The 22,195-nt window shown below is 65.3% G+C and carries 18 protein-coding genes; 9 read left to right on the forward strand and 9 right to left on the reverse strand.

Features of this window, described 5'->3' with window-relative positions; all coding sequences use genetic code 11:
• The first annotated feature begins 124 nt into the window (after nt 1-124).
• Both GPL20_RS26220 and GPL20_RS26225 read left to right on the forward strand, forming a co-directional pair.
• Nucleotides 125-2,572, forward strand: coding sequence for an adenylate/guanylate cyclase domain-containing protein (locus tag GPL20_RS26220; protein ID WP_157333051.1), 2,448 nt, complete (start codon nt 125-127; stop codon nt 2,570-2,572).
• Nucleotides 2,573-2,832: 260 nt separating this feature from the next.
• Complete coding sequence (locus GPL20_RS26225) at nt 2,833-3,660, forward strand: hypothetical protein (protein WP_157333053.1); 828 nt, start codon at nt 2,833-2,835, stop codon at nt 3,658-3,660.
• A 110-nt stretch (nt 3,661-3,770) separates the two neighbouring features.
• Here GPL20_RS26225 and GPL20_RS26230 read toward each other — a convergent pair whose 3' ends face one another.
• A complete protein-coding gene (locus GPL20_RS26230) occupies nt 3,771-4,553 on the reverse strand; it encodes a hypothetical protein (protein ID WP_373568289.1) in 783 nt (260 codons plus the stop codon).
• Between the two features lie 309 nt (nt 4,554-4,862).
• Here GPL20_RS26230 and GPL20_RS26235 point away from each other — a divergent pair, with 309 nt between their 5' ends.
• The gene (locus tag GPL20_RS26235; protein ID WP_167533219.1) at nt 4,863-6,491 is read left to right on the forward strand and encodes a winged helix-turn-helix domain-containing tetratricopeptide repeat protein; all 1,629 of its coding nucleotides are present in this window, start codon (nt 4,863-4,865) and stop codon (nt 6,489-6,491) included.
• Between the two features lie 351 nt (nt 6,492-6,842).
• Here GPL20_RS26235 and GPL20_RS26240 read toward each other — a convergent pair whose 3' ends face one another.
• Together GPL20_RS26240 and GPL20_RS26245 are read right to left on the reverse strand one after the other, a co-directional pair.
• Nucleotides 6,843-8,099: a Spy/CpxP family protein refolding chaperone gene (locus GPL20_RS26240; RefSeq protein ID WP_157333125.1), complete on the reverse strand. Its 1,257-nt coding sequence runs from the start codon at nt 8,097-8,099 to the stop codon at nt 6,843-6,845.
• A 369-nt stretch (nt 8,100-8,468) separates the two neighbouring features.
• Nucleotides 8,469-9,524: a LysM peptidoglycan-binding domain-containing protein gene (locus tag GPL20_RS26245; protein ID WP_157333057.1), complete on the reverse strand. Its 1,056-nt coding sequence runs from the start codon at nt 9,522-9,524 to the stop codon at nt 8,469-8,471.
• Between the two features lie 204 nt (nt 9,525-9,728).
• On the opposite strand from GPL20_RS26245, the gene GPL20_RS26250 reads away from it, so the two are divergent.
• On the forward strand, nt 9,729-10,421 hold the full coding sequence (locus tag GPL20_RS26250; RefSeq protein ID WP_347340045.1) for a hypothetical protein: 693 nt from the start codon (nt 9,729-9,731) through the stop codon (nt 10,419-10,421).
• A gap of 118 nt (nt 10,422-10,539) precedes the next feature.
• A complete protein-coding gene (locus tag GPL20_RS26255; protein WP_157333058.1) occupies nt 10,540-13,200 on the forward strand; it encodes a bifunctional diguanylate cyclase/phosphodiesterase in 2,661 nt (886 codons plus the stop codon).
• A gap of 65 nt (nt 13,201-13,265) precedes the next feature.
• Here the strand turns inward: GPL20_RS26255 and GPL20_RS26260 are convergent, their stop codons facing one another.
• Both GPL20_RS26260 and GPL20_RS26265 read right to left on the reverse strand, forming a co-directional pair.
• Nucleotides 13,266-14,417, reverse strand: coding sequence for an FAD-dependent oxidoreductase (locus tag GPL20_RS26260; protein ID WP_157333059.1), 1,152 nt, complete (start codon nt 14,415-14,417; stop codon nt 13,266-13,268).
• A 50-nt stretch (nt 14,418-14,467) separates the two neighbouring features.
• Nucleotides 14,468-15,667: an ABC transporter substrate-binding protein gene (locus GPL20_RS26265; protein ID WP_157333060.1), complete on the reverse strand. Its 1,200-nt coding sequence runs from the start codon at nt 15,665-15,667 to the stop codon at nt 14,468-14,470.
• Here GPL20_RS26265 and GPL20_RS26270 point away from each other — a divergent pair.
• The gene (locus tag GPL20_RS26270; protein WP_246250992.1) at nt 15,666-17,396 is read left to right on the forward strand and encodes a winged helix-turn-helix domain-containing protein; all 1,731 of its coding nucleotides are present in this window, start codon (nt 15,666-15,668) and stop codon (nt 17,394-17,396) included. The genes GPL20_RS26265 and GPL20_RS26270 overlap by 2 nt on opposite strands.
• A 13-nt stretch (nt 17,397-17,409) precedes the next feature.
• Here the strand turns inward: GPL20_RS26270 and GPL20_RS26275 are convergent, their stop codons facing one another.
• A complete protein-coding gene (locus tag GPL20_RS26275; protein WP_157333061.1) occupies nt 17,410-17,916 on the reverse strand; it encodes a P-loop nucleotide/nucleoside kinase family protein in 507 nt (168 codons plus the stop codon).
• A gap of 164 nt (nt 17,917-18,080) precedes the next feature.
• Between GPL20_RS26275 and GPL20_RS26280 the strand changes: the two genes are divergently transcribed.
• Nucleotides 18,081-19,778: a GMC family oxidoreductase gene (locus tag GPL20_RS26280; protein ID WP_254126235.1), complete on the forward strand. Its 1,698-nt coding sequence runs from the start codon at nt 18,081-18,083 to the stop codon at nt 19,776-19,778.
• Nucleotides 19,779-19,858: 80 nt separating this feature from the next.
• Here GPL20_RS26280 and GPL20_RS40010 read toward each other — a convergent pair whose 3' ends face one another.
• Nucleotides 19,859-19,981, reverse strand: coding sequence for a hypothetical protein (locus GPL20_RS40010; protein ID WP_256557468.1), 123 nt, complete (start codon nt 19,979-19,981; stop codon nt 19,859-19,861).
• Between the two features lie 106 nt (nt 19,982-20,087).
• On the reverse strand, nt 20,088-20,264 hold the full coding sequence (locus GPL20_RS26285; protein WP_157333062.1) for a hypothetical protein: 177 nt from the start codon (nt 20,262-20,264) through the stop codon (nt 20,088-20,090).
• A 148-nt stretch (nt 20,265-20,412) separates the two neighbouring features.
• Here GPL20_RS26285 and GPL20_RS39205 point away from each other — a divergent pair, with 148 nt between their 5' ends.
• Both GPL20_RS39205 and GPL20_RS26295 read left to right on the forward strand, forming a co-directional pair.
• On the forward strand, nt 20,413-20,550 hold the full coding sequence (locus GPL20_RS39205; RefSeq protein WP_157333063.1) for a hypothetical protein: 138 nt from the start codon (nt 20,413-20,415) through the stop codon (nt 20,548-20,550).
• A gap of 125 nt (nt 20,551-20,675) precedes the next feature.
• Nucleotides 20,676-21,791 carry a lactonase family protein gene (locus tag GPL20_RS26295; RefSeq protein WP_157333066.1) on the forward strand — a complete coding sequence of 372 codons (1,116 nt, stop codon included), beginning with the start codon at nt 20,676-20,678 and terminating at the stop codon, nt 21,789-21,791.
• A gap of 16 nt (nt 21,792-21,807) precedes the next feature.
• Here GPL20_RS26295 and GPL20_RS26300 read toward each other — a convergent pair whose 3' ends face one another.
• On the reverse strand, nt 21,808-22,143 hold the full coding sequence (locus GPL20_RS26300; protein WP_157333068.1) for a hypothetical protein: 336 nt from the start codon (nt 22,141-22,143) through the stop codon (nt 21,808-21,810).
• Nucleotides 22,144-22,195: the final 52 nt, after the last annotated feature.

Here is a 22,195-nt window from a genome sequence, read left to right on the forward strand (position 1 = left end):
CAGTACACAGCGGGTAACCACGTCGGCCGCTGCACCGGTCCCCTGGCCCGAATTGTGGTAGAAGGGCCGAAAGGGCCCTACGGCCCGTAGCGCCGGCGTCTGGCCGCCGCGCGAGAGGATCCGGATGGCAGGAGCGAAAGACAAGACACGGTTTCTGCGCGAGGGCCTGTTCGCCAAATATGTCGTCTCCCTCGTCGGCCTCGTCGTGTTCGTGCTCGCCGTCAACGGCGCGATGGAGACCTGGATCTCCTACCGCGCCACCAAGACATCGCTGACCGACGGGCTGGAGGACAAGGCGCAGGCCGTCGCCCGGCGGATGGAGCAGTCGATCTCGGAGCTCGAGCGCCAGATCAGCTGGGTGACGCGCGCGAGCCAGGACACGCTCGAGAAGCGCCGCGCCGACTATGCCCAGTTGCTGCACCAGGTCTCGGTGGTCAACCAGCTGTTCCAGCTCAACGGCGAGGGACGCGAGGTGCTGCGCGTCTCGCGCCAGTCGACCACCACCGGCGCCCACGCCGACCTTTCCCGCGACATGCGCTTCACCGAAACCGTCGCCCGCGGCGTCAGCTATGCGCCGGCCTGGTTCGCCGACCGGACGCCGTTCATGTCGATCTCGGTGGCGCATTCCGGCTTCAATGCCGGCGTCACCGTGGCCGAGATCGACCTGAGCTTTCTCTCCAATTTCCTGTCCGACACCCAGGTCGGCAAAGCGGCATTCGCCTACGTGGTCGATCCGCGCGGCCGTGTGCTGGCGACGTCCTCGAAGGGGCCCGATGTCGGCAAGGACCTGTCGAAGCTGCCGCAGGTCGCCGCCGCGATCGCGCCCGGCCGCGAGCCCGACACGTCGGGCACCGACTTCAACGGCCATTCGGTACTGACCGCCGCGAGCACCGTGCCGAAGCTCGGCTGGAGCGTGCTGTTCGAGCAGCCGACCACGCAGGCGTTGACGCCGATCCGCGACCAGCTGGTGCGCATCGCGCTCCTGATCGGCATGGGCCTGATGGTCGCGATCCTCGCCGGCACGCTGCTGGCCCGCCGCATGATCATCCCGATCACCGCGCTGCGCGACGGTGCGCACAAGCTCGGCGAGGGCGATTTCAGCCATCGCATCGACGTGCACACCTCGGACGAGCTGGAAGACCTCGCCGGTCAGTTCAACCGCATGGCCGACCAGATCCAGGAGACCTATTCCAATCTCGAAACCAAGGTCGACGAACGCACCCGCGACCTCGCGCAGTCGATCAACGAGCTGAAGGTGCTGGAAGAGGTCGGCCGCGCCGTCGCCGCCTCGCTCGATCTCAATGCCGTACTGCCGACCATCGCCGCCCGTGCGCTCGAGATCACCCATGCCGATGCGGTGCTGATCTACGGCTATGATGCGGACAAGCGCCGCTTCAACCTTGTCGAGGCCAACGGCATCGACGGATCGGCCGAGGGCGCGCATGTCACCATCGAGGAAGGTGCGAACATCCTGAGCGATGCCGCCGGCAGCGGCGAGCCGATCGCGCTGGCCGACCTCGACCATGCCGCCGCGCAGCCGCTGCGTGACGCCGCGATCGAAGCCGGTTTCCACTCGGTGCTGGTGGTGCCGCTGGTCGACCAGCAAGGCACGCTAGGCTCGCTGGTGGTGCTGCGCCGCGCCCGCGGCGAATTCGCCGGCAGCCTCACCGGCCTGATGCGCACCTTTGCCAACCAGGCGGTGCTGGCGATGCGCAATGCGCGGCTGTTCACCGAGGTCGACCACAAGGGCCGCGAGCTGGAGGCGGCGAACGAGACCGTGCGCGCCCAGGCCGACAAGCTGCGCGAGCAGACCGAGCAGCTCAAGGACTGGAACAAGTCGCTGGAAGAACGCGTCAGGACCCAGCTCGGCGAGATCGAGCGCATCCGCAAGCTCGAGCGCTTCCTGGCGCCGCAGGTGGCGCAGCTGATCGCCTCCTCCGACAGCCCCGAGGGTCTGCTCACCAGCCAGCGCCGCGAGGTGACCGTGGTGTTCTGTGACCTGCGCGGCTTCACCGCGTTCACGGAAACGACCGAGCCGGAAGAAGCGATGAACGTGCTGCGCGAATATCACGCCGCGCTCGGCAAGCTGATCTTCAAATACGAGGGCACGCTCGACAAATATGCCGGCGACGGCGTGATGATCCTGTTCAACGCGCCGATCCAGTTCGAGGACCACACCAAGCGCGCCGTGAAGATGGCGGTGGAGATGCGCGACACCATCGGTCCCTTGACCGAGCGCTGGCGCAACCGCGGCCATAGCCTCGGCTTCGGCATCGGCATTGCACTCGGCTATGCGACGCTCGGCCAGGTCGGCTTCGAGCAGCGGCTGGAATATGCCGCGATCGGCAGCGTCACCAACCTCGCCTCCCGCCTCTGCGGCGAGGCCAAGGCCGGCCAGGTCGTGGTCAGCCGCCGCGTCTACGGCATGGTCGAGCCGTGGGTCGAGGCCCGCGCCCTCGACGATCTCCAGCTCAAGGGCTTCAATCACCCCGTGCTCGCGATGGAGATTTTGTCCTGGCGCGAGGAGGTTGACAACGTGGTGGATGCGGCGGCGGCACGGCGGCGGGGGTAGTCAAAACAAAAACTGCGAAAACAACCCCGTGCACAGTAGGCGGGGGCTGTCGGATCAATGACTTACGCGGGTGTTGCGCGGGTGCTCGTGTCGTTTGACACGTCGGGCAAAACACCGGCAGAATAGCAGCATCTCCCACATCCCCCACGAACCACATCCCTGCTCCCCGCGACTAATCATCGCCTCGACGACGGGGCTGAAGTCCGGATGGGAGACGGCCTGTGGCGTTTGCCTTGCCTTCGCGTGCTTATGATCTGCAGATGCTGGACCGTCCGGCCGACCGGGTGCGCGATCATGGCTGGGTCTATGGGCTGCCGCCGGGCATCGCGAGCGAAGAATGGCCGCTCGATCCCGTCAGCGGCTATCCGCTGATGCACGGGTTCACGCTTCTGCTGCCGGAGGATTATCGCGTGCATGGCGCGGACATCGTCGCGGTGTCGTTCTTCGCCACCCCGGCCGATCACAACGACGGCGGCTCGACTGACGACCCTGAGATCCGCGAGGCGGTGCTGGCGCGGCCATCGCATCCGCGCCTGTCGCGCATGACCGACGTCCTCGACTACGAATATGCCGCGCTGCTGCTGACCAAAGCCGAATACGAGGGCGCGTTCGCGACGCCGCCGGCACCGCTTGCGCTTGCAACGGCGGAGCGGCCGCGCTGGCTCGATGTCGGCGGCGCCAGCGCCTTCTTCGAGTCCGCCCCGCCCTTCGCGCAGAAGATGTTCGCCGGCGCTCCGCGCGCCGATCTGGCGGAGAACCTCGCGATCGCCCTGACGCCGCGCGCGACCGATCCCAACGCCGGCAAGCCCCCGCAGGACCCGCACTTCCTGCGCACCCCGCCGAGCGACTATCAGTCCTACTACTACTTTGTCGGCGGCGTCCCGAGCACCGAGAATTACCGCCTGCACGACTGGGGCAAGGACCACGCCCACAACCATCTCGGCGGCACCATGCGGCCCTGCCAGGCGGTTCCGGAGATGAGCCCGTTCTACATCGAGTTCGAGGAATATTTCGGCGGCTACAATTTCGGCACCGGCAACGCACAGCTCGACTTCAAGGACATGAAGTTCGACTGGGCGTGCGGGTAGCCATTGCTCCGCGCTACAGTATCGCGGGCGACCGGACATGGAGCTTGGGCGCTGAAGGCCAGTACCGGACTTGCCACTTACCTCATCGTCGAATTTGCTGCCGGCTCATTTCACGGGGGCTGAAATGCGGCGACCCGATCGATGAGGTCGGTGCCGGATGCGGATTGATGTGCGCGCGCGAAGACGAGCCGAGATGTCACGTGGATTTCGGCCTCGGCTCTGCCGTCCTGGCCGATCAGGATCAGGCCGGCACCGCCATTTGCGACATTCAGGATGATCGGCTCGCCGCTCCACGTCTTGATTGGCTCCATTCCGATGATGAGAAATTCACCGATGGGCTGGTCAAGATATTGGATGCGCAATTGCGGGCCGACTTCGGCCGCCGCAAGTTCAAAGCCGAGCTGTCGGGCGCGCGCGTAAACGTCAGCCAGGGTCACCATATCGGACGTGAACCCAAGCTGGACTGGCGATACGAGGACAAGCTCCAATTCGGTCTTGCCAGAGCCAAGGACGAATGTCGGGCGAGCGAGTATTTCAGCGGCTTGCCCGCCGATGCTGCAGCCCATACCGTGCATCTTATTGCGCAGCCCAAGCGGGTCGGCGAAGGTGCCAATTGTAATGGTCTTCCATGTCGCCACATCGCGGTCGGACTTGATGAGTTGTTGCGGCGCTTCCGCCGGAAGCATCTTGAGCTTCAGCTGGTTTTGCAAGACATCGCGAGCCGTGCATTGAGCCCGCGCCGCATGGCTTGCGAACTGCACGATGCAAGCCGCGCACAGTATCGAAACAATGAAGTAACGGCCGCGCCGGCGTGCGCGCGAATGGCGACCGACTGTGCCGCAATGCGCCCTGCTCGTCGGACCGGCCTTCGCTCGCAGCGTTGTGTGGGTCACGTCATGGCTCCAGGCATGAAACAACGGATGTCGATCCGCAACGGCTTGCCGAGCGTCCAATCGTCGCTGGATGCGCACGCAGGAGTGCCGTCGCTCACCTCCCGGTCAGCGTCGTGCCGTCGGCACCTAACTTCTTCTGGTGTCACTCGGGCTACCGCCGGCTCAGCTCAGCGGTCCACCGATTGTCAGCGTAACGCAGGTCTGTTGTGAGACAGCACGAAAAAAAACGAAAAATGACGAAATCGGGCTCTGCCGCCGCCTTGAGACGCAGTTTGCGGTCCGCTAGGATCAATGGCGGAAGGTGTGCTCATGACCTGCCTGCGGCTGAACGGGTACACGCTCAATTTGGATCAGGCGCAGTTGTTCGACCGGCACGGCCAGGCCGTTGAGCTGCGACCCCAGGCGCTGGCAGTCCTGCTTGAATTGGGGCGCCGTCACGGAGAGCTGGTTACAAAACTCGATCTGAGTGCACGAGTCTGGCCGGGCGTTTCGGTAACCGACGACTCGCTCGTGCAATGCGTGGTCGAGATCCGGCGCGCGCTCGGTGACACCCGGCAGCAGGTCGTGCGGACGGTGCCGCGACGTGGTTATCTCCTGATCGTCGACGCGGCCGACACGGCACCACGCGATGTTCGGAGATACTATCGCCTGGCCGCCCTTGCGATGGTGGCCGTCGCGATCGTGCTGGTCTGGCAGTTTCAACTCCTCGGCGCCGGCTCCGGGAGGCCAAAGGCGCATGACAGGACGACGGCCGATATTGCAATTCTGCCATTTCGCGTGCTCGAGGCCTCGCGCGAAGGCAGCCCGGACGGCAACGGATTGGCCTACGTCATTGCCACCGAGCTTGCGCGTAATCCCGACCTGCACATCGTCTCAACCCTCGCCACGGCCGAGCTTGGCGGCAAGAACCTGTCGCCGGCGCAGATCGCTGCGATAACCCACGCCCGCTACCTTGTGGATGGCAGCGCGGAGAGGCGCGGCGACCGGTTGCAGCTCCACGTGCAACTGATCGCTTCCGGCAACAGTCGCATCGTCTGGAGCGGCAGGTTCGAGGCTACGGCGCAGGACCTGCCCGACGTTACGGAAACGTTGATCTCACGGATCAGCGCCTCGCTTGGCGCAACCGTGCGCGAGTCGGACCGGGCAGCGTTACGGAGCCGCGCGCCAGCCTCGCTCGATGTGCACGCGCGCGTGCTGCGAACCATTGCGTTGACTTACATGCCGACTCCCGAGGGTCTCCGCCAGGCGCGACAGGAACTCGAACTGGCGGCCCGCCTTGATCCGAACTACGCCCCCACATGGGCCGGCCTCGGACTGGTGAAGAAAATGCTGATCTTCGGCCAACACGATCCCGGGCTCAGCCGTCAGGACCTGCCGCAGGCGATCGCCGACGTCAATCGCGCGATTGCGCTGGAGCCGCTGCGTGCCAGCTCGTGGCGCGTGCTGTCCTTGACAATCGAGGCGGGCCAGAACCCTGAGGCGGCAGTGAGCGCCGCCGAGCGGGCGATTGAACTCGGCCCCGGCGATCCCGACAATTGGGTCGCCCTTGCCAGCGCGTTGCACCACGCCGGTCGAACCCAGGCAGCGGTTGAAGCCTTTGAGAAGGCGATCTCCTGGAGCCCGCTACGCCCACCGCAATACGCTCACCTCGCGGCGAGGCTACGCTACTCCGTGCAGGATTACGAGAATGCGCTGCGCTTTGCCCGCGAATGCATGGATCGAACACCAGCGCTGGGCGTCTGCAAGGCGGTCTGGCTGTCGTCACTCATTCGCACCGGCCGTGCCGCCGAGGCGGAGGCGGCGTGGCCCGCTTTGGTTGTGGCCACACCTTCTTTGCGGACGTATCGGATGACGCCGCGGAATACGCCGATGGCACTGTCGGTTGATGAGGACCTCGACAGGCTTCGCAAGAGCAACACCTCGGCAATGACTCAATAGAGCTTCACTTCCGCGGCTCGACGGTTGTTTTTGTCGATCCGTCTGGCGCTGCCTGCATCCCCGGCGGGCTTTGACCTTGCGGGCTTTCCGGCTGCGCACCACCTGACTTTGTATCAAGAGGCCCAGTCCAGCCTTGCGGCTGCAATTGACCTTTTTCTTCCGGCGCCGAGCGCCCGGTCGGCGTATTCAAGTCTTGCTTCGGATCGGCTTGCGCCGTCGCAAATCCGCACGACAAGGCCCAGCAAATCGTCGTTATCACAATCGTCCGCACGGCGACCTCCGCTTGGCTCAATCCAACAAACAGGCTGGCGCAGCTGCTGACCTCCGAAGCAGGTTGATGCGCGCGACCGCTCACGCTCCCCGCTTCGGTCCGATCGCCTCGAAGCCGGCCTTCTGCTCGTCGCTCAAATCCGCTTCGAAGTCGTCGAGCGCATCACTGATGCCGCCGACCGCTTGCAACATCGTCTCCAACCGTGTCTTCACGGCGTCGAGGCGGGCCTGCGGTGTCGCGGCGGCCTCCGCCGGACACGGGCTCAGCGTCTCCATGGTGCGCAGCGTGGTGTCCTGGAGCACCTCGAGGCGGGCGCGGCCGATCTCGTCGAGACGGAGCGTGGAAGCAATCTCGGCGGCGGGCCATTGCTGTTGCAAGAGCTGCTCGTATTGGCGCTGCGCCTGCTGGTCATAGCGGGGGTCGTAGTCCGGTTGGCACGCAGCTGTCGCCTGCGCATCCTTGGGCTGGCGAGCCGCAAGCGCAGCGCGACGGTCATTGGCGAGGGCATTGAACCTTGCCTTCTGATCGTCATTGAGGAGACCGACAAACTTCGCAAGCGGCGGCGCGATTGCGTCCGTTGCCTTGATCATCGCCGCGATGCGCTCGCGCATCAGGCCGAGGCGCTCCGCCGCCATCGCGGGCGCCTGCGCCGGGCAGGCGGCGCGGATGGTGTCGCGCGCGGCATTCCAGGCGGTCGCGAGCTCGTCGAGCGTCGTGCGCTGCAACTCGTTCGGCGCTACGGCCGCGGCGATGCGATCGACGGGCAGGCCGCCGGTGTCGCTGGCATCGCAGACAGTCTCGACCGAAGGGACCTTTCGCGCGCGCCGGCCTTGCGGCGCGGCGTAGGCAGCAAGCTCGGGCGCCGCATAGGGCGTGAAGATCGCGGCATAGATGTCGACATAGCCGTAGAGCGAGAGGCTGGTGGTGTCGCCAAAGATGATTGCGGTGGTGAGATCGTCATGCGCAAACGGCCAGAACACGGGACCGACCCAGCCGTAGCTGCCATCGGGATGACGCCACCAGCCTTGCGGCCTGCGACCACCATGCCAGCCCGACAGCGCGCCTTGCGCCGTCAGCGCCGCGCGCAGCACGTAGGGATTGTAGGGCTGGCCGCGCTCGGCGCCGCGCGGATCCTGCGACCTCAACGCAGCAGAGCGGTATCGGCCGCCCCGCACCGCCATGCGGGCGTGGCGCAAGCGCGACACGCCGATCATATTGCCGACGGCGAAACGGGCAACACCGAGCGGACCGCCGCGCAGTCCGAACTGCGCCTCCGCCCTGCTCGGCAGCAGCACTGCCGCAACCACGAGGGCGGCGCCTGCCAGCGCCAGTCCCATGCGTCCCGACACGAAAGCTGACCCGACCACCTCGGCCTCCTCCCCAGCGCCAAGCGCGCACTGCGTCGCATCACAATGACGCGCTGGGGAACCGATTGTTCCGGAAGAACGCAAGCCAAAGCGTCGCGGGCAATCGGTCTGCGTTTCGCGGGAAGGGCTCCTTGCCCTTTGACAGCTGCGAGATTGCCGAACCTGTCGGCCTGCATGGTTCGAGACGCCCGCTTCGGCGGGCTCCTCACCATGAGGGTCTAAAACTTCGCCGAGCAACAAAACCTCATCCTGAGGGCCCGCCGTAGGCGGGCGTCTCGAAGGATGGCCAGGGGCGAGCTATTCGCCACGTTTTTCTTTCGCGCTTCGCGAAGCGCGCGCTCACCTCGCCTTCTGCGGCATGACGAACGTCTGGCCGGGATAGATCAAGTTGGGGTTGTGGATCTTGTCGCGGTTGGCGTTGAAGATGACGGCGTAGCGGGAACCGTCGCCGTAAGCGAGCCGGCTGAGCGCCCACAGGCTGTCGCCGCGGGAGATCACCCGGCTGCCGCCCGCCGCCGGCGGTGCCGTGTTGAGGACGTCCGCCGGCGACGCCGATGCGACGGTCGTGGCCGCGGGGTCCCGCGCCATCAGGCGCGGTTTCGGCCGAGCCGCAGGCCGCTCCGGTGCCGCGGCAAGGCGCGGCGAGGCGGACGCCAAGGCTGCCACGACATCCGACTTGTCGTCCGGCTTGTCGGCCAGCTTCATCTCCTGTTTCGCCTCCTGCCTGGCGGCCGGCGCCGGACGTGCGGGCGGCAGGGCCGCCGCGGCGATCGTCACCGGCATGCTGCGGCCGGATTGCGTGACGGTGCCATCCGGCGCTTTCGCGCGCAGCGTCAGCTCGTAGCTGCCGGCAGGAAGCTGCGGCGGGGTCATCACGAACTGGCCCGAGGCATCGGCCACCACCGAATCGAGCGGCTGGCCGTCGCGCAGCAGCTCGACTCTGGCGCCCGGCGTAGCCCGGCCCGCGATCACTGCCGCTTCGCCATGATCGTCGATGCGACCGACGTCGAAACGGGGGCCGGTGTCGGTCACGGCCGGCGGCGGCTTGACCGGCGCGAGATCAGCGAGCGCCGCCGTCACCTGCTTCTGCGTCTCGGCGACCGCGCCCGCCTTCGGTTCGGGAGCCGGTGCCGGCGAGGCGGCCGGGGCCGGCGGCGGGCTGGCGGCAACCTTCGGCTCGTCCGGTTTGGATTCTGACGTCAGCTCTGATTCGGGCTCGGCCTTGGCGTCAATCCTGGGTTCGGCCCTGGCCTCCGGCTGCTTGGCGGCGACGGCGATTTCGGTCTTCGCCCCGCCCGGCAGCATGCGGCGCAGCTCGGTCGGACCGATCACCAGCACGGTGCCGATCACCGCGAGCAGACAGAATGCAATGAAGGCCTTGGACGCGATCATCATCGGAAAAGAACCTTGATCAGAGCCTTGCTTAGAACCTTGGAACGCAAATCAGCCGAGGCAGCAAATTGCGCCGATTTGGCTGCGGCAGCAAGACGGTCAATAGGATGATCGCCGGCCCGCACCGCCCGGAATGAACCGGCACGGCCCCCTCGCCGTCAAAATGATCGAGGCCGCGAGGCGGCTATTTTTCAAGGAATTTTTCCCGTGAACGCATTTTGCCGTCCCGCGCCATGGCTGGCGTTTGCACTACTACTGGCTACCTCCCCCGCGCTCGCCGCATCCGGGCCGCCGCCGGGATTCGTCCTCACCGACAATGCCGATCTCGCCTTCACCTCGCCCGACGGCGCCACCAAGCTCGAGCAGTACATGAAGGACGGCGGGGATTTCGACGTCAAATGGCAGGTCTGGGCGCGGCACGGCGAGCGGATGACGGAGTTGAAGCCGGAGCAGGGCTATGGGGCCGACTTCCGCTTCACCAGCGACTCGCAATACCTGGTGCGGATGCAGAAGACCGGCTCGGGCGAGCAGGACCTCTATCTCTACCGTGCCGAGAAGGGCACCTTCGTGAGCGCGACCAAAACGTCGCTCAGCAATCTCGCCTGGGCCTATTTCCACAGCCGGCCCGACACGAAGAAGATGAAGCTCGACTACCATATCTCGGCCAATCTCGTGAAAGGCACGGAAGAAGCCTATCGCGGGCTCGGCGTGCACTGGCCCGACAACCGCTACCTCGTGATCTCGCTGTCGTGCGAGATGGACAAGCATCCGAAGAACGTCGCGGTGAAGGGACTGGCCGACTGGCGCTGCCGCTACGACCTCAAGAGCGGCACCTTCGACATGCCGGCGATGTTCGCCAAGGCGAACGCCGAGGCCTTGAAGTGGGAGATCCGCCGGTAAGGTGGCCGCTCGACCGGGAACAAGCCCCTGATTCCGCTCCGATTCATCCTTTCCTAACCCTCACTGGTAACGGGGTCTTGTCGGTTTTGCTGCATCTTGCATCCCACGGGAGGACTGGATGGGCACGTCGATCCGATGGACCGCGCGCATGCGCGCGCTGCTTCGCCGTTGGCAGGGAGCACCGCTGACGTGGCTGATCGTCGGCGGCTTCGTGCTGATGGCCGCAACCGCGATCGGCACCGCGCTCACCGTCGACCGCTTCCGGCAGAGTGCGATCGAAAGCGGCCGCGACAGCCTGGAAAACTCGGTGCGCATGCTCGCCCGGCATTTCGACCGCGAGTTCGAGTATTTTGCGGTACTCCAGAAGAGCATCATCGCCGAGCTCGAAAGTCACGGCATCGAATCCCCTGAGGTCTTTCGCAGCGAGATGGGCACGCTCGCCATGCATGAGGTGCTGCGCGCCAAAGCCAGCGGCTGGTCCGACGTCGCCGGCGCCAATGTGTTCGATTCCAACGGCGTGCTGATCAACTCGTCGCGGCGCTGGCCGGTCGCCGATGTCTCGGTGTCCGACCGCGGCTATTTCAACCGTCTCAAGAACGACCCGGCTTCGCAGGAGGAGATCGAGGTCGTGGCCAGCCGGCTCGGCAACGGGCCGGCGATCGTGTTCGCGCGACGCGTCTCCGGCCCCCACGGCGAATTCCTCGGTATGGTCTCGCGTGCGATCGCGCCCGAACAGCTCGAATCCTTCTTCGCCTCGACCGGGCTCGGCGAGGAATCCTCGATCGCGATGCACCACCAGAATGGCCAATTGCTCGCGCGCATCCCGCATGTCGATGAAATGATCGGGCAGAACTTCCGCCAGGGCACGCCCGAGCAGAGAGCCGTGTTCGAGCGCACCTTCGTCACCACGCAGCTCGCAAGTCCGATCGACGGCAAGGACCGCATCGTCGCCTCGCGCCTGCTGACCGGCGAGCCGCTGGTCGTGGTCGCGACCAGGTCGCTGGACGCGACGCTCGCGACCTGGCGCACACAGACGAAGTTCTTCGTCACCGTCGCTGTGGTGTCGATCGGCCTGCTCGTGCTCACGCTGTCGCTGATCTTCCGCCAGGTGATGCGCCGGCTCTCGCTGGAGAAGCAGCGGCTCGACACCGCGATGAACACGATGACGCAGGGCCTCCTGATGTTCGACCAGGACGAACGCCTGATCGTCTGCAACCGCCGCTATATCGAGATGTACGCCCTGTCGGCCGACGTGGTGAAGCCCGGCGCCTATTTCCGCGACGTGATCCAGCACCGCTTCGACACCGGCTCGTTCCACGGCGACGTCGAATCCTACTGCGACGACATCCTGAGCAATATCGGGCGCACCCAGAGCGTCATCGTCGAGACCGCCGACGGACGGCTGGTCGAGATCAAGAACCAGCCCGGCGCCGCGGGCGGCTGGCTCGCAACCCATGACGACGTCACCGAGCGCATCCGCGCCGACGAGCGCATCGCGCACATGGCGCATTACGACGCGCTGACCGACCTGCCCAACCGCGTACTGATGCGCGGCCATCTGGAGCGCCGCATCGCGGAGCTCGCCGAGGGCAAGCCGTTCGCAATCCTCTATATCGACGTCGACGAGTTCAAAGGCGTCAACGACTCGCTCGGCCACGAGGTCGGCGACGAGCTGCTGCGCCAGGTCGCGAGCCGCCTGCGCGCCTGCGTCAGCGGCAACGATCTCGTCGCGCGGCTCGGCGGCGACGAATTCGCCATCGTCAAGGCCGGCACCAACGATCCCGCCGAGTTGACGGCGCTGGCGGAAACGATCCTCAAGACGCTGCGCGCGCCCGTGAACTGCAAGGGCCAGGAGATCCCGACCAATGCCAGCATCGGCATCGCCATCGCGCCCGACCACGGCGACAATCTCGACGATCTGCTCAAGCGCGCCGATCTTGCGATGTATGCGGCCAAATCCGAGGGCCGCCGCACCTTCCGCGTCTTCGTGCCGGAATACGACGCCAAGGCGCGGCTGCGCCGCCAGCTCGAACTCGATCTGCGCCAGGCGCTGGCGCGCGGCGAGTTCGAGGTGCACTACCAGCCGCTGGTCGACCTCGCCGCCAATGTCGTGACCGGCTGCGAAGCGCTGCTGCGCTGGCGCCATCCCGAACGCGGCATGGTCTCGCCTGCGGACTTCATCCCGGTCGCCGAAGACACCGGACTGATCGGCGAGATCGGCGAATGGGTGCTGAAGCAGGCCTGTACCGAGGCCGCGAGCTGGCCCGGCCAGATCCACATCGCGGTGAACGTCTCGCCGGTCCAGTTCCGCGCGCGGACGCTGGCGCTCAAGGTCGCCGCGGCGCTCGCGGAGTCAGGGCTTGCGCCCGGCCGGCTCGAGCTCGAGATCACCGAGACCGTGCTCATTCGCGACGACGAGGAGGCGCTGACGATCCTACAGCAGCTGCGCGAGCTCGGCGTGCGCATCGCGCTCGACGATTTCGGCACCGGCTATTCGTCGCTGAGCTATCTGCACCGCTTCCCGTTCGACAAGATCAAGATCGACCGCAGCTTCATCAGCGACATCGGCCAGTCCGAGGACTCCGCTCCGATCGTGCAGGCCGTGGTGCACATGGCGGCCGCCCGCCGCATGGCGACGACCGCGGAAGGCGTCGAGACCGAAGCCCAGCGCGAGGTGCTGCGCCAGCTCGGATGCAGCCAGATGCAGGGCTGGCTGTTCAGCCCGGCCGTGCCCGCGGCGAAATTGAAGCAGCTGTTGCCGACGCAGGCGGCGGCCTAAATTAGCGCGGTCTTGCATGCGTCCCGCATTAGCGACGTCCGCATGGCCCGAAGAGGCAGGCCGGACTACAGAAGGGCCAAAGCAGCCTTCTCCGCGTCGTGCGGAAAGATCCACTGCGCCGCCGACATCCAGGCTTGCGCCCTCTGCGTCTGTTGATCCGGATCCGCACCGGCGGACCGGTAGAACCGGCCGGCCAGGCGCGAGGCGGCCTGCACGCGGCTGGTCCGGTCCAATCTCAGATCCTGATAATCCTTCAGGCGCGCCGGAATCTCATCGCGTTTGGCGTGCTCCAGCAGGATCGCAAGTGCGAAACCATCCTCGATGGCTTGCCCGGCGCCTTGCCCGAAATGCGGCACCATCGGGTGGGCGGCATCGCCGAGAAGCGTCACATGTCCGCGTGACCAGTACGGCAAGGGCGGCCGATCGTAGATTCCCCAGCGAAACGTATGGTCGAGCGCCGCAATCAAGTCCCGGACGGGCGCATCCCAGCCCTCGTACTCGGCTGCGAGTGCCCTGGCGTCCCCCGGCGCGAACCAGGTCTCCTCCATGTCGCGCGGGCTCGGGACGAACGCGACGATGTTGATCAACCGTCCCTGCGACACCGGAAAGCAGATGAAGCTGCGGCCCTCGCCCATCCACATGTTCAGGCCGCGCAGCTCCGCGCCCCATGAGAGCCTTTCCGACTGCACCAGGCCGCGATAGGCCACGATACCTTCGCTGGTCGGGCGCGCTGCCAGGCCGATCTGGCGCTGCACCATTGAATGGATGCCATCCGCGCCGATGATGACATCCGCATCGCAGGTGGCGCCATTGGCAAAGGTCAGTCGCGCTCCGGTCTGTGCATCTTCGACAGCAATACAGCGATGCCCGAACCGGACTGGTCGCTTCAATGCACCAAGCAGCATCTCAAGGAGTTCGACGCGGTGAATCTGATAGCTCAGCACGGTGGGCGAACCAAGCGAGATTGGCTCTCCGCGTGATGTCCGTCGCGTGAGCCCCTGGCTCCGCGTGGTGATCTTCTCGATGGCGTCACAAATCGAGGTGCGCTTGAGCAAGATGAGTGCATTCGGCGGGATGGATAGTCCGGCCCCGGCCTCACGTGGCGAATCGGCGCCTTCAAAAACCGTGACGTTCATGCCCCGCGCGCTCAGCGCGAGCGCCGCCGACAATCCGCCAACCCCCGCGCCGACGATGGCAACATCCAGCCCGCCGTTCATTTGGCCCCGATCCGCTCTCGCTGAAGCCTGTTTCGCGAAACGATCACTCGTCAATTGCCTGCGAAATCATCGAACAGCACCCATCTGCTACCGTCGAAACGCGCCATCCTGGCCTTTCTCCAGCCGATCCGGTCCGTCGGGGTTACGTTGATCGTCAGGCCGGGCAGAAACGTCGGTAGCTGTACGCCTTGAATATTGGTGGCTTGCCTGATGAGATTTTCGCGCGACAGGTCGTCGCCGCACTTCTTCAGCACCTCGACTATCATCTGGGCGGCCGCATAGGGGAAGATCGATTCCTGGATATCGTCGTTCGGTGCCCACTCCTTCATGAAGGCGCGATACTCCAGCATGCCGGCATCGTCGTCCCACATGGGATCCTCTGATGTCTTCAGCCAGAACGCACTGACGGCGCCCTTCGCTGCCGCAAGTCCTGCTGGACGCAAGACAGTCGATATGTTGCTGACGCCGGACAACAGCACGTGCTGAACGTTCCAGCGAAGCTCATGCGCCTTGCGGATGGCCTGCGCGGCAAACCGTGCGTTGGAGGCATGAAACAACGTATCCGCACCGGATGCCTTGAGCACCAGGACTTGTGAATCGACCGTGGGATCCATGATGTCGTAGGCGGCCTCTGCCACCACCATGGACAAAGCGCGTGATCCCAGAGCAGCCTTGAAGCCGTCCAAATTGCCCTTCCCGAGATCGTCGTTCTGATAGATCACGGCGACCTTCGCGTCGGGCTTGGACTTCAGCAGATATTCGGCGTAGATCCTGGTCTCGACAGGCTGCGGCATCATGAACGTGGTCGTCCACGGCAGGTTCTGGGGGTCATCGAGCTTCGGCGTGCTGGCGAGCACGAGGATTTGCGGCACGGCCTTGGCGTTGAGGTATTTCGCGATCGCGAGATTGGTCGGCGTTCCGACTGATCCAACGATCGCAAGAACATCATCGTCTTCCACGAGCTTCCGGGTCTGCTGCACCGTCTTCCCCGGCGAGAACGCATCATCGAGCGAAATGAGTGTGACCTTGCGGCCGTTAATGCCGCCCGCCGCGTTTATCTTGTTGAGATAGGCCGCCTCCACCCGGCCGAACCGGCTGAGCGAGGACAGCGGGCCGCTGTATGGCATGGTCTGGCCGAGCTTGATCTCGGTATCGGTAACACCGGGGCCATATTTCTTGTCGGCCGCTGTCGCTGGCAATAGGCCGATGATCGAGAGGCTCAACGCGACAAGGATTAAGGGCCGGGTCATGGAGGCATACCTTGTGTTGGCGGCTTCGACGGGTGCGTTTTACTATCCCGGGCTGCAAGATGATGCTGTACAATCGCGCCTGCGTCCCGAAACTGCGCCGAAATTTTCCGAAAGCAAGTTCCACGAGGCCGCCTTGTTGAAGTCATCGCAGCTTTCAATGGTTGTCGGCGACCGGACCGTGGATATGGCCCGTGAAACGTTGCGCGACGGACGTGGCGAAATCGTCCCGCTGCGTCCGCGCGCCTGGGCGGTGTTGCGGCTGCTTGCGGCACGGGCCGGGCAGCTGGTCGGCAAGGACGAGATCATGGATAAGGTCTGGTCGGATTGCGAGGTCACGGAGGATTCCCTTGTCCAGGCCATCGGCGACATCAGACGCGCCCTGGGAGACGCCGGCCGGTCGGCCCTGAAGACACTTCCCCGCCGCGGCTACATGTTGATCGTCGATGAAGCGCCGATTGATACCCGCGCCGTTTATGACGAGACGCCGCGGCCATCCGATATCGAAGCGCCGCCGGCGTGTCGATCGATGCCGCATTTGTCTATCGTCGTCCTCCCATTCGCCAACATCGGCGGCGATCCCGCTCAGGAGTATTTCGTCGATGGCGTGACCGAGAGCCTGACGACGGATTTGTCGCGCATCGCCGGCTCGTTCGTGATCGGCCGCAACACTGCATTCACGTTCAAGGGAAAAGCCGTCGACGCCCGACGGATCGGCCGTGACCTGAACGTGCGCTACGTCCTGGAAGGCTCGGTGCAACGCGGCGGCAACCGTTTTCGCTTGAATGCGCAGCTGACCGACACCGAGACCGGAAGTCATGTATGGGCCGACCGTTTCGACAAGCCCGCGGCCGAACTTCTGGACATGCAGGACGAGATCGTGTCGCGGCTGGCCAACACCCTGAATGCGGAGCTCATCGCTGCCGAAGCGCGACGCGCGGAACGATCTCCCCATCCGGACGCGATGGACCTGTACTTCCAAGGCAGAGCTCTCCAGAACAGGGGCGTAACACGCGCACTTCTGGCGCAGGCGAGAGATTTCTTCGCGCGATCCCTGGCGCTCGATCGCGGCAACATCGAAGCGGCGGTCGCCGCGGCTCAGGTCGACGTGTCCGTGGGGTCAGCCTTTATGGCCGATGACGTCAACGTGCATTTCGACGCTGCGGAGACGGCCTTGAACAGTGTGCTGCTCCATGCCCCGAATCATCCGAGAACCCACATGCTGCTCGGCGCGGTGCAGATTCAGACGAGCCGCATCGACAACGGTATCGCCCAATGCCGCCGCGCACTGGCGCTCGATCGAAATCTGGCCGATGCACACGGGTTCATCGGGCTTGGCAAGTATCAATCGGGCCGTAGCGAGGAAGTTGAGGGGCACATTCAGGAGGCGTTCCGGCTCTCCCCGCGGGATACACGCGCCTTTCTGTGGTACATGTTCGTCGGGCTGGCCAAGTTGAGCATTAATGCCGATCGCGAATCCCTCGACTGGTTTCGACGGAGCCTCGAAGCCAACCGAAACCATGCGCTGTCGCATTTTCACTTTGCGACCGCGCTGGCCTTGGTGGGCGATCTCAAGGAGGCGCGATCGATCGCGGAAGCAGGACTTGCCCTCGACCCCAACTTCACGATCCGCCGCTACCGCTTCAACGCCAAGGGCAACAATCCGATCTATCTCGCGCGACGCCAGCGCTACTTTGAGGGTTTGCGCCTCGCAGGCGTGCCGGAGGGTTGATTCGACGCAGAATTCATCGGCTCAGGCGAACCAACACCTCGTCCACGCACGCGTCCAGGCTGCGATGGGCGGTATCGATGACGAGGCGATCTCGATTCCAGTCGTCGTAGGCGCGGGCCGCGACGGCGTGCCAGTCGGGTAACTTCAGTCCCGCGACGTCGCTTGATCTCGTCTCAATTCTCCGGCGGTGCTCGGCAAGATCGCTGCACACGATTTCCAGCCAGATGATTTCGGCCGCGCCGCGTCGCGCCGCCGCTTCCCAACCGTCCCGCGCCGCGTGGCAGTCGTTGACACAGTCCGCGACGATGTCCTGGCCGAGGGCCAGATTGTCCGCGGCGATCGCCTGGGCTGCGCGATAGGTCCAATCGAAGAGATCGCCCGGCGCCGTACCCGATGCCCAGATGGCCTGATCCATCGAGTCGATGCGCAGCCACATGGCGCCAGAACGCCCCGCCAGATGCCGCGCGATGCTCGACTTGCCGACCCCCGGCAAGCCGGCCAATGCGATGAGTCTTGCCATTGCCACTTCTCTCAAAACTGCGGGGTTTGATGTTAGCGCGGCTTCACCGGCGTTTCCATGCAAGCCCGCGTGCCCCTGCATGGCGCTCCGGCGTGCGCCGTGGCGTGACCTCACGATCAAACCACGCTACCTTCCCCGGGCAAGAACAAGAGGAAGCGTCGATCGTGTACGACTATATCATCGTGGGCGGCGGCTCGGCGGGGTCCGTGCTGGCCCACCGGCTCTCCGCAAAGAGCGCCAACAAGGTCCTCGTCTGCGAAGCCGGACAGGACACACCACCCGGCAACGAGCCGGCCGAGATCAGGGACAGCTATCCGGGCACGGCCTATTTCGATCCGCGCTTCCACTGGACCGAGCTCAAGGTCACGACCCAGATCGTCAGCCACAACAATCCGAACGAGGCGCGCCCGCCCTTGCGCAAGTACGAGCAGGCGCGCGTGCTCGGTGGCGGCTCGTCGATCAACGGCCAGATGGCCAATCGCGGCGCACCGACCGATTACGACGAATGGGACGCACGCGGCGCGGCAGGGTGGGGCTGGAGCGACGTGCTGCCCTTCTTCAGGAAGGTCGAGCGCGACCTCGATTTCGACGGACCGTACCACGGCAAGGACGGCCGTATCCCTGTCCGCCGAATCCCGCGGGAGCACTGGACACGGCATTCGCAGGCCTTCGCCGACGCCTTCCAGCAGGCCGGCCATCAATTCGTGCCGGACCAGAACGGCGAGTTCGTCGACGGTTATTTCCCGGTGACGCACTCCAACCAGGCCGAGCAGCGCGTCTCGGCGGCCATGGGCTATCTCGATCGCGACACGCGCAAGCGCGCGAACCTCACGATCTCGACCAACACGCAGGTGAGGGAGCTGCTGTTCGAAGGTACGCAATGCGTCGGCGTGAAGGCTGTAGTCGACGGGCGGGAGCAGGAATTCCGGGGACGCGAGATCATTCTCTCCAGCGGCGCGATCCATTCGCCCGCGCATCTCTTGCGCGCCGGCATCGGCCCGGTCGGTCACCTCAAGGATTTGGGCATTCCCGTGCTGATGGGGCTGCAGGGCGTCGGCCAGCGCCTGATGGATCATCCCTCGATCTCGCTGTCGTCCTTTGTCCGCCGCGGCGCGCGCATGAACGAGCACACCCGCCGCCACATGCAGCTTGGCCTGCGCTACTCGTCCGGGCTCGAAGGGGTGCCGAAGGGCGACATGTTCGTCGTCGTCATCAGCAAGTCGGCCTGGCACGCGGTCGGCGCGCAGATCGGCTCGCTGCTGACCTTCGTCAACAAGACCTATTCGGAGACCGGGCAGGTCAAGCTTGCCTCGCGCGATCCCGCCGTGGAGCCGATCGTCGAGTTCAACCTGCTGTCCGACCGCCGCGACCTCGATCGCCTGATGAGCGGTTTCCGCAAGATGGCGGCGGTGCAGATGAGCGACGCCGTCAAGGCCGTGACGGACAAGCCGTTCCCGGCTGCCTATACCGACCGCGTGCGCAAGATCGGCGTGGTCAACACCAAGAACAGGATCCTCACCACCATCGCCGCGGCCTTGATGGACGGGCCGGCGGCGCTGCGCCACTACATGATCGACAATTTCGTGGTCGAAGGCTTCAGCTTCGACGACGTCATGAACGACGACGAGGCGCTCGAAGCCTTCGTGCGCAAGGCGACCATCGGCGTGTGGCACGCCTCCTGCTCATGCCGCATGGGCCGGGCCGACGATCCGATGGCGGTGGTCGACAACCAGGGCCGCGTCAAGGGCGTGCAGGGTCTGCGCGTCGTCGACGCCTCGATCTTCCCGGTGGTGCCATGCGCCAACACCAACTTTCCGGTCCTGATGTCGGCAGAGAAGATCGCGGCAGCGATGATGCAGTGAACCGCGGCGATTGTCCGGCCCGGCCGTCTGCCAGCAGCGTGGCGGACCGGGCCGCACGATTTGCCCGCAAGGCTGAGGGGTCACATCCGCCGCTTTGCGGCCTGCACTTCGACGAATTCGGCGTCGGGATGGCTGACGATGGTGGCGACCATGATGCCGCTGATGATCAGCGACCATGCGGTGTTCCAATAAATCCAGAACATGTGCCAGCCTCCGTTTCGACGTCCTCGGCCCGCGGGATCAGGGTAACGGCAAGATAGGGCTGCCGTTCCCGCGGTTGCGGCACGGCGAGTGGCGGGCGAAGCGCAGCTATTTCTTGTTGGTCGGCGGGGGCTTGCGATCGGTTTGACCGGTGTGGCGCTTTGCCACGACGTCCTCGTCGCGCCGGCCCTGGCGGGGGCGCTGCGGCGGCTTGGGCTGGCCGGCCTGGCCGCCATGCTTGCCGCCCATGTCGGGCGTGCCTTCGAGATCGTTTTCACGGGGCATGCCGGGTCAATGCGCTCGCACGGCATTGGTTCGCAATGGGGCGGCTGCTTTCGCCTGTGAACGAGTTCATAGGCGCGTCGCCGTTTGCAGTGCACGATCCTCGGCGCGCGGCGGCGCATCCCAATTTTCGACCGACGGATTTGCCCCGATGCGAAAACGACTCGTCGCCTGGACCATCCTGACCTGCGTGCTCCTTGCGGTCGCGGTGTGGACCGTGCTCGGGCCGCCCCAATATGCATCCGGCCCGCATCTGCCCTCCCGCAACGTGACGGCGGCCGCGCGATAGCCGCCCGCGCAACCGATGCAATTTCGGCATCGATCGATCCCAACTGGAATTTGGTGCCGCGGCGCGCCCCCCGCTATTCTCGACGGCAATAATGACAAGGCCGCACCGGCTTTCAGGAGGAGACCATGTTGAGACTGACACGCCGCGCCACGCCGGGCGCTGCGATCGCCACCACCCTCACCTTCCTCGCACTCGTGACTGGAGTCCGTGCCGGCATGGCCGAGACCTTCGCCTATGTCGGCAACGCCGACAGCAACAACATCAGCGTGTTCAAGATGGCCGAGAACGGCGAGATGACGCCGGTGCAGACCGCCGCCTTCACCGGCGTCGACAAGCCCGGCTCCTCGACGCCGCTCGCGATCACGCCCGACAAGCGCGTGCTGATCGCCGGCGTGCGCTCGCAGCCCTTCCTCGCGGTGAGCTTTGCGATCGACCCCAGGACGGGCCAGCTCAGCCATGTCGGCAACGGCCCGCTCGCCGACAGCATGGCGAACATCGCCGTCGACCGTGGCGGAAAATTCCTGTTCAGCGCCTCCTATGGCGGCAACAAGGTCGCGCTGAATCCGCTTCAAGCCAACGGCGTCGCCGGTGAGCCGAAGCAGGTGATCCCGACCGGGCCGAACGCGCACGCCTTCCTGCCCTCGCCCGACAACCGTTTCGTGTTCGCGACCAATCTCGGCTCCGATCAGATTCTGGCCTTCGCGTTCGACGCCACGGCCGGCACGCTGACGCCGAGCGATCCGCCGGCGATCAAGGTGCCGGAAAAGTCGGGGCCGCGGCACTTCGTGTTTCACCCGGGCGGCAAGTTCGTCTATCTCGTCCACGAGCTGAACGGCGACGTCGCGGCATTCAGCTATGAGGCCAAGAGCGGCGCCTGGACCGAGATCCAGCGCACCACCGCGCTGCCCGAAGGGTTTTCGGGAAAACCCTGGGCCGCCGACATCCACATCACCCCGGACGGCCGCTTCCTCTACGCCTCCGAGCGCACCACCAACACGCTCGCCGCCTACAAGGTCGACGCGGCCAGCGGCAAGCTGACCACGATCGGCAGCGTACCGACCGAGAAGCAGCCGCGCGGCTTCCACATCGATCCCACCGGGCGCTACCTCGCCGCCGTCGGCGAACTCTCCGACAGCATGACGGTCTATGCGATCGACCAGAGCAGCGGCGCGCTGGCCAAGCTGAAATCCTATCCGACCGGCAAGAAGCCGAACTGGGTGGAGTTCGTGAGCCTGCCGTGAGCGGCGCGCGGCCGGCCTACGTAATCATCCGTAATTTCGGAGGCCGGGCCTTCGCACATATCCTGGGGGCATGGACCGTCAGATTGTCTTCAAGTGCCCCCAGACCGGCATGAATGTGCAGCATCGGCTTGGCGACGAGCCGGCCGATCGCACGCACGTCTCCGTGCCGTGCCCGGCCTGTACGCGCCTGCACCTGATCGATCGTTCCACCGGCAAGCTGCTCGGCGATCGCCGGGGTTGACCGGCCGCTCCCGGCCAGGTCCGGCGGGCAGCGAACCTGATCTCCAATCCCGCGACTAATCAAGGACTTGCCGCGGTCGTGCGGCACCCCACCTTTGGACAAGGCTGCCATAGTCCGGGCGGCCGCCATCTGCTATCGATTGGAGGCATAGCCCCCGTGGAAT

It is taken from the genome of Bradyrhizobium cajani, from assembly GCF_009759665.1.
Classification (GTDB): Bacteria; Pseudomonadota; Alphaproteobacteria; order Rhizobiales; family Xanthobacteraceae; genus Bradyrhizobium; species Bradyrhizobium cajani.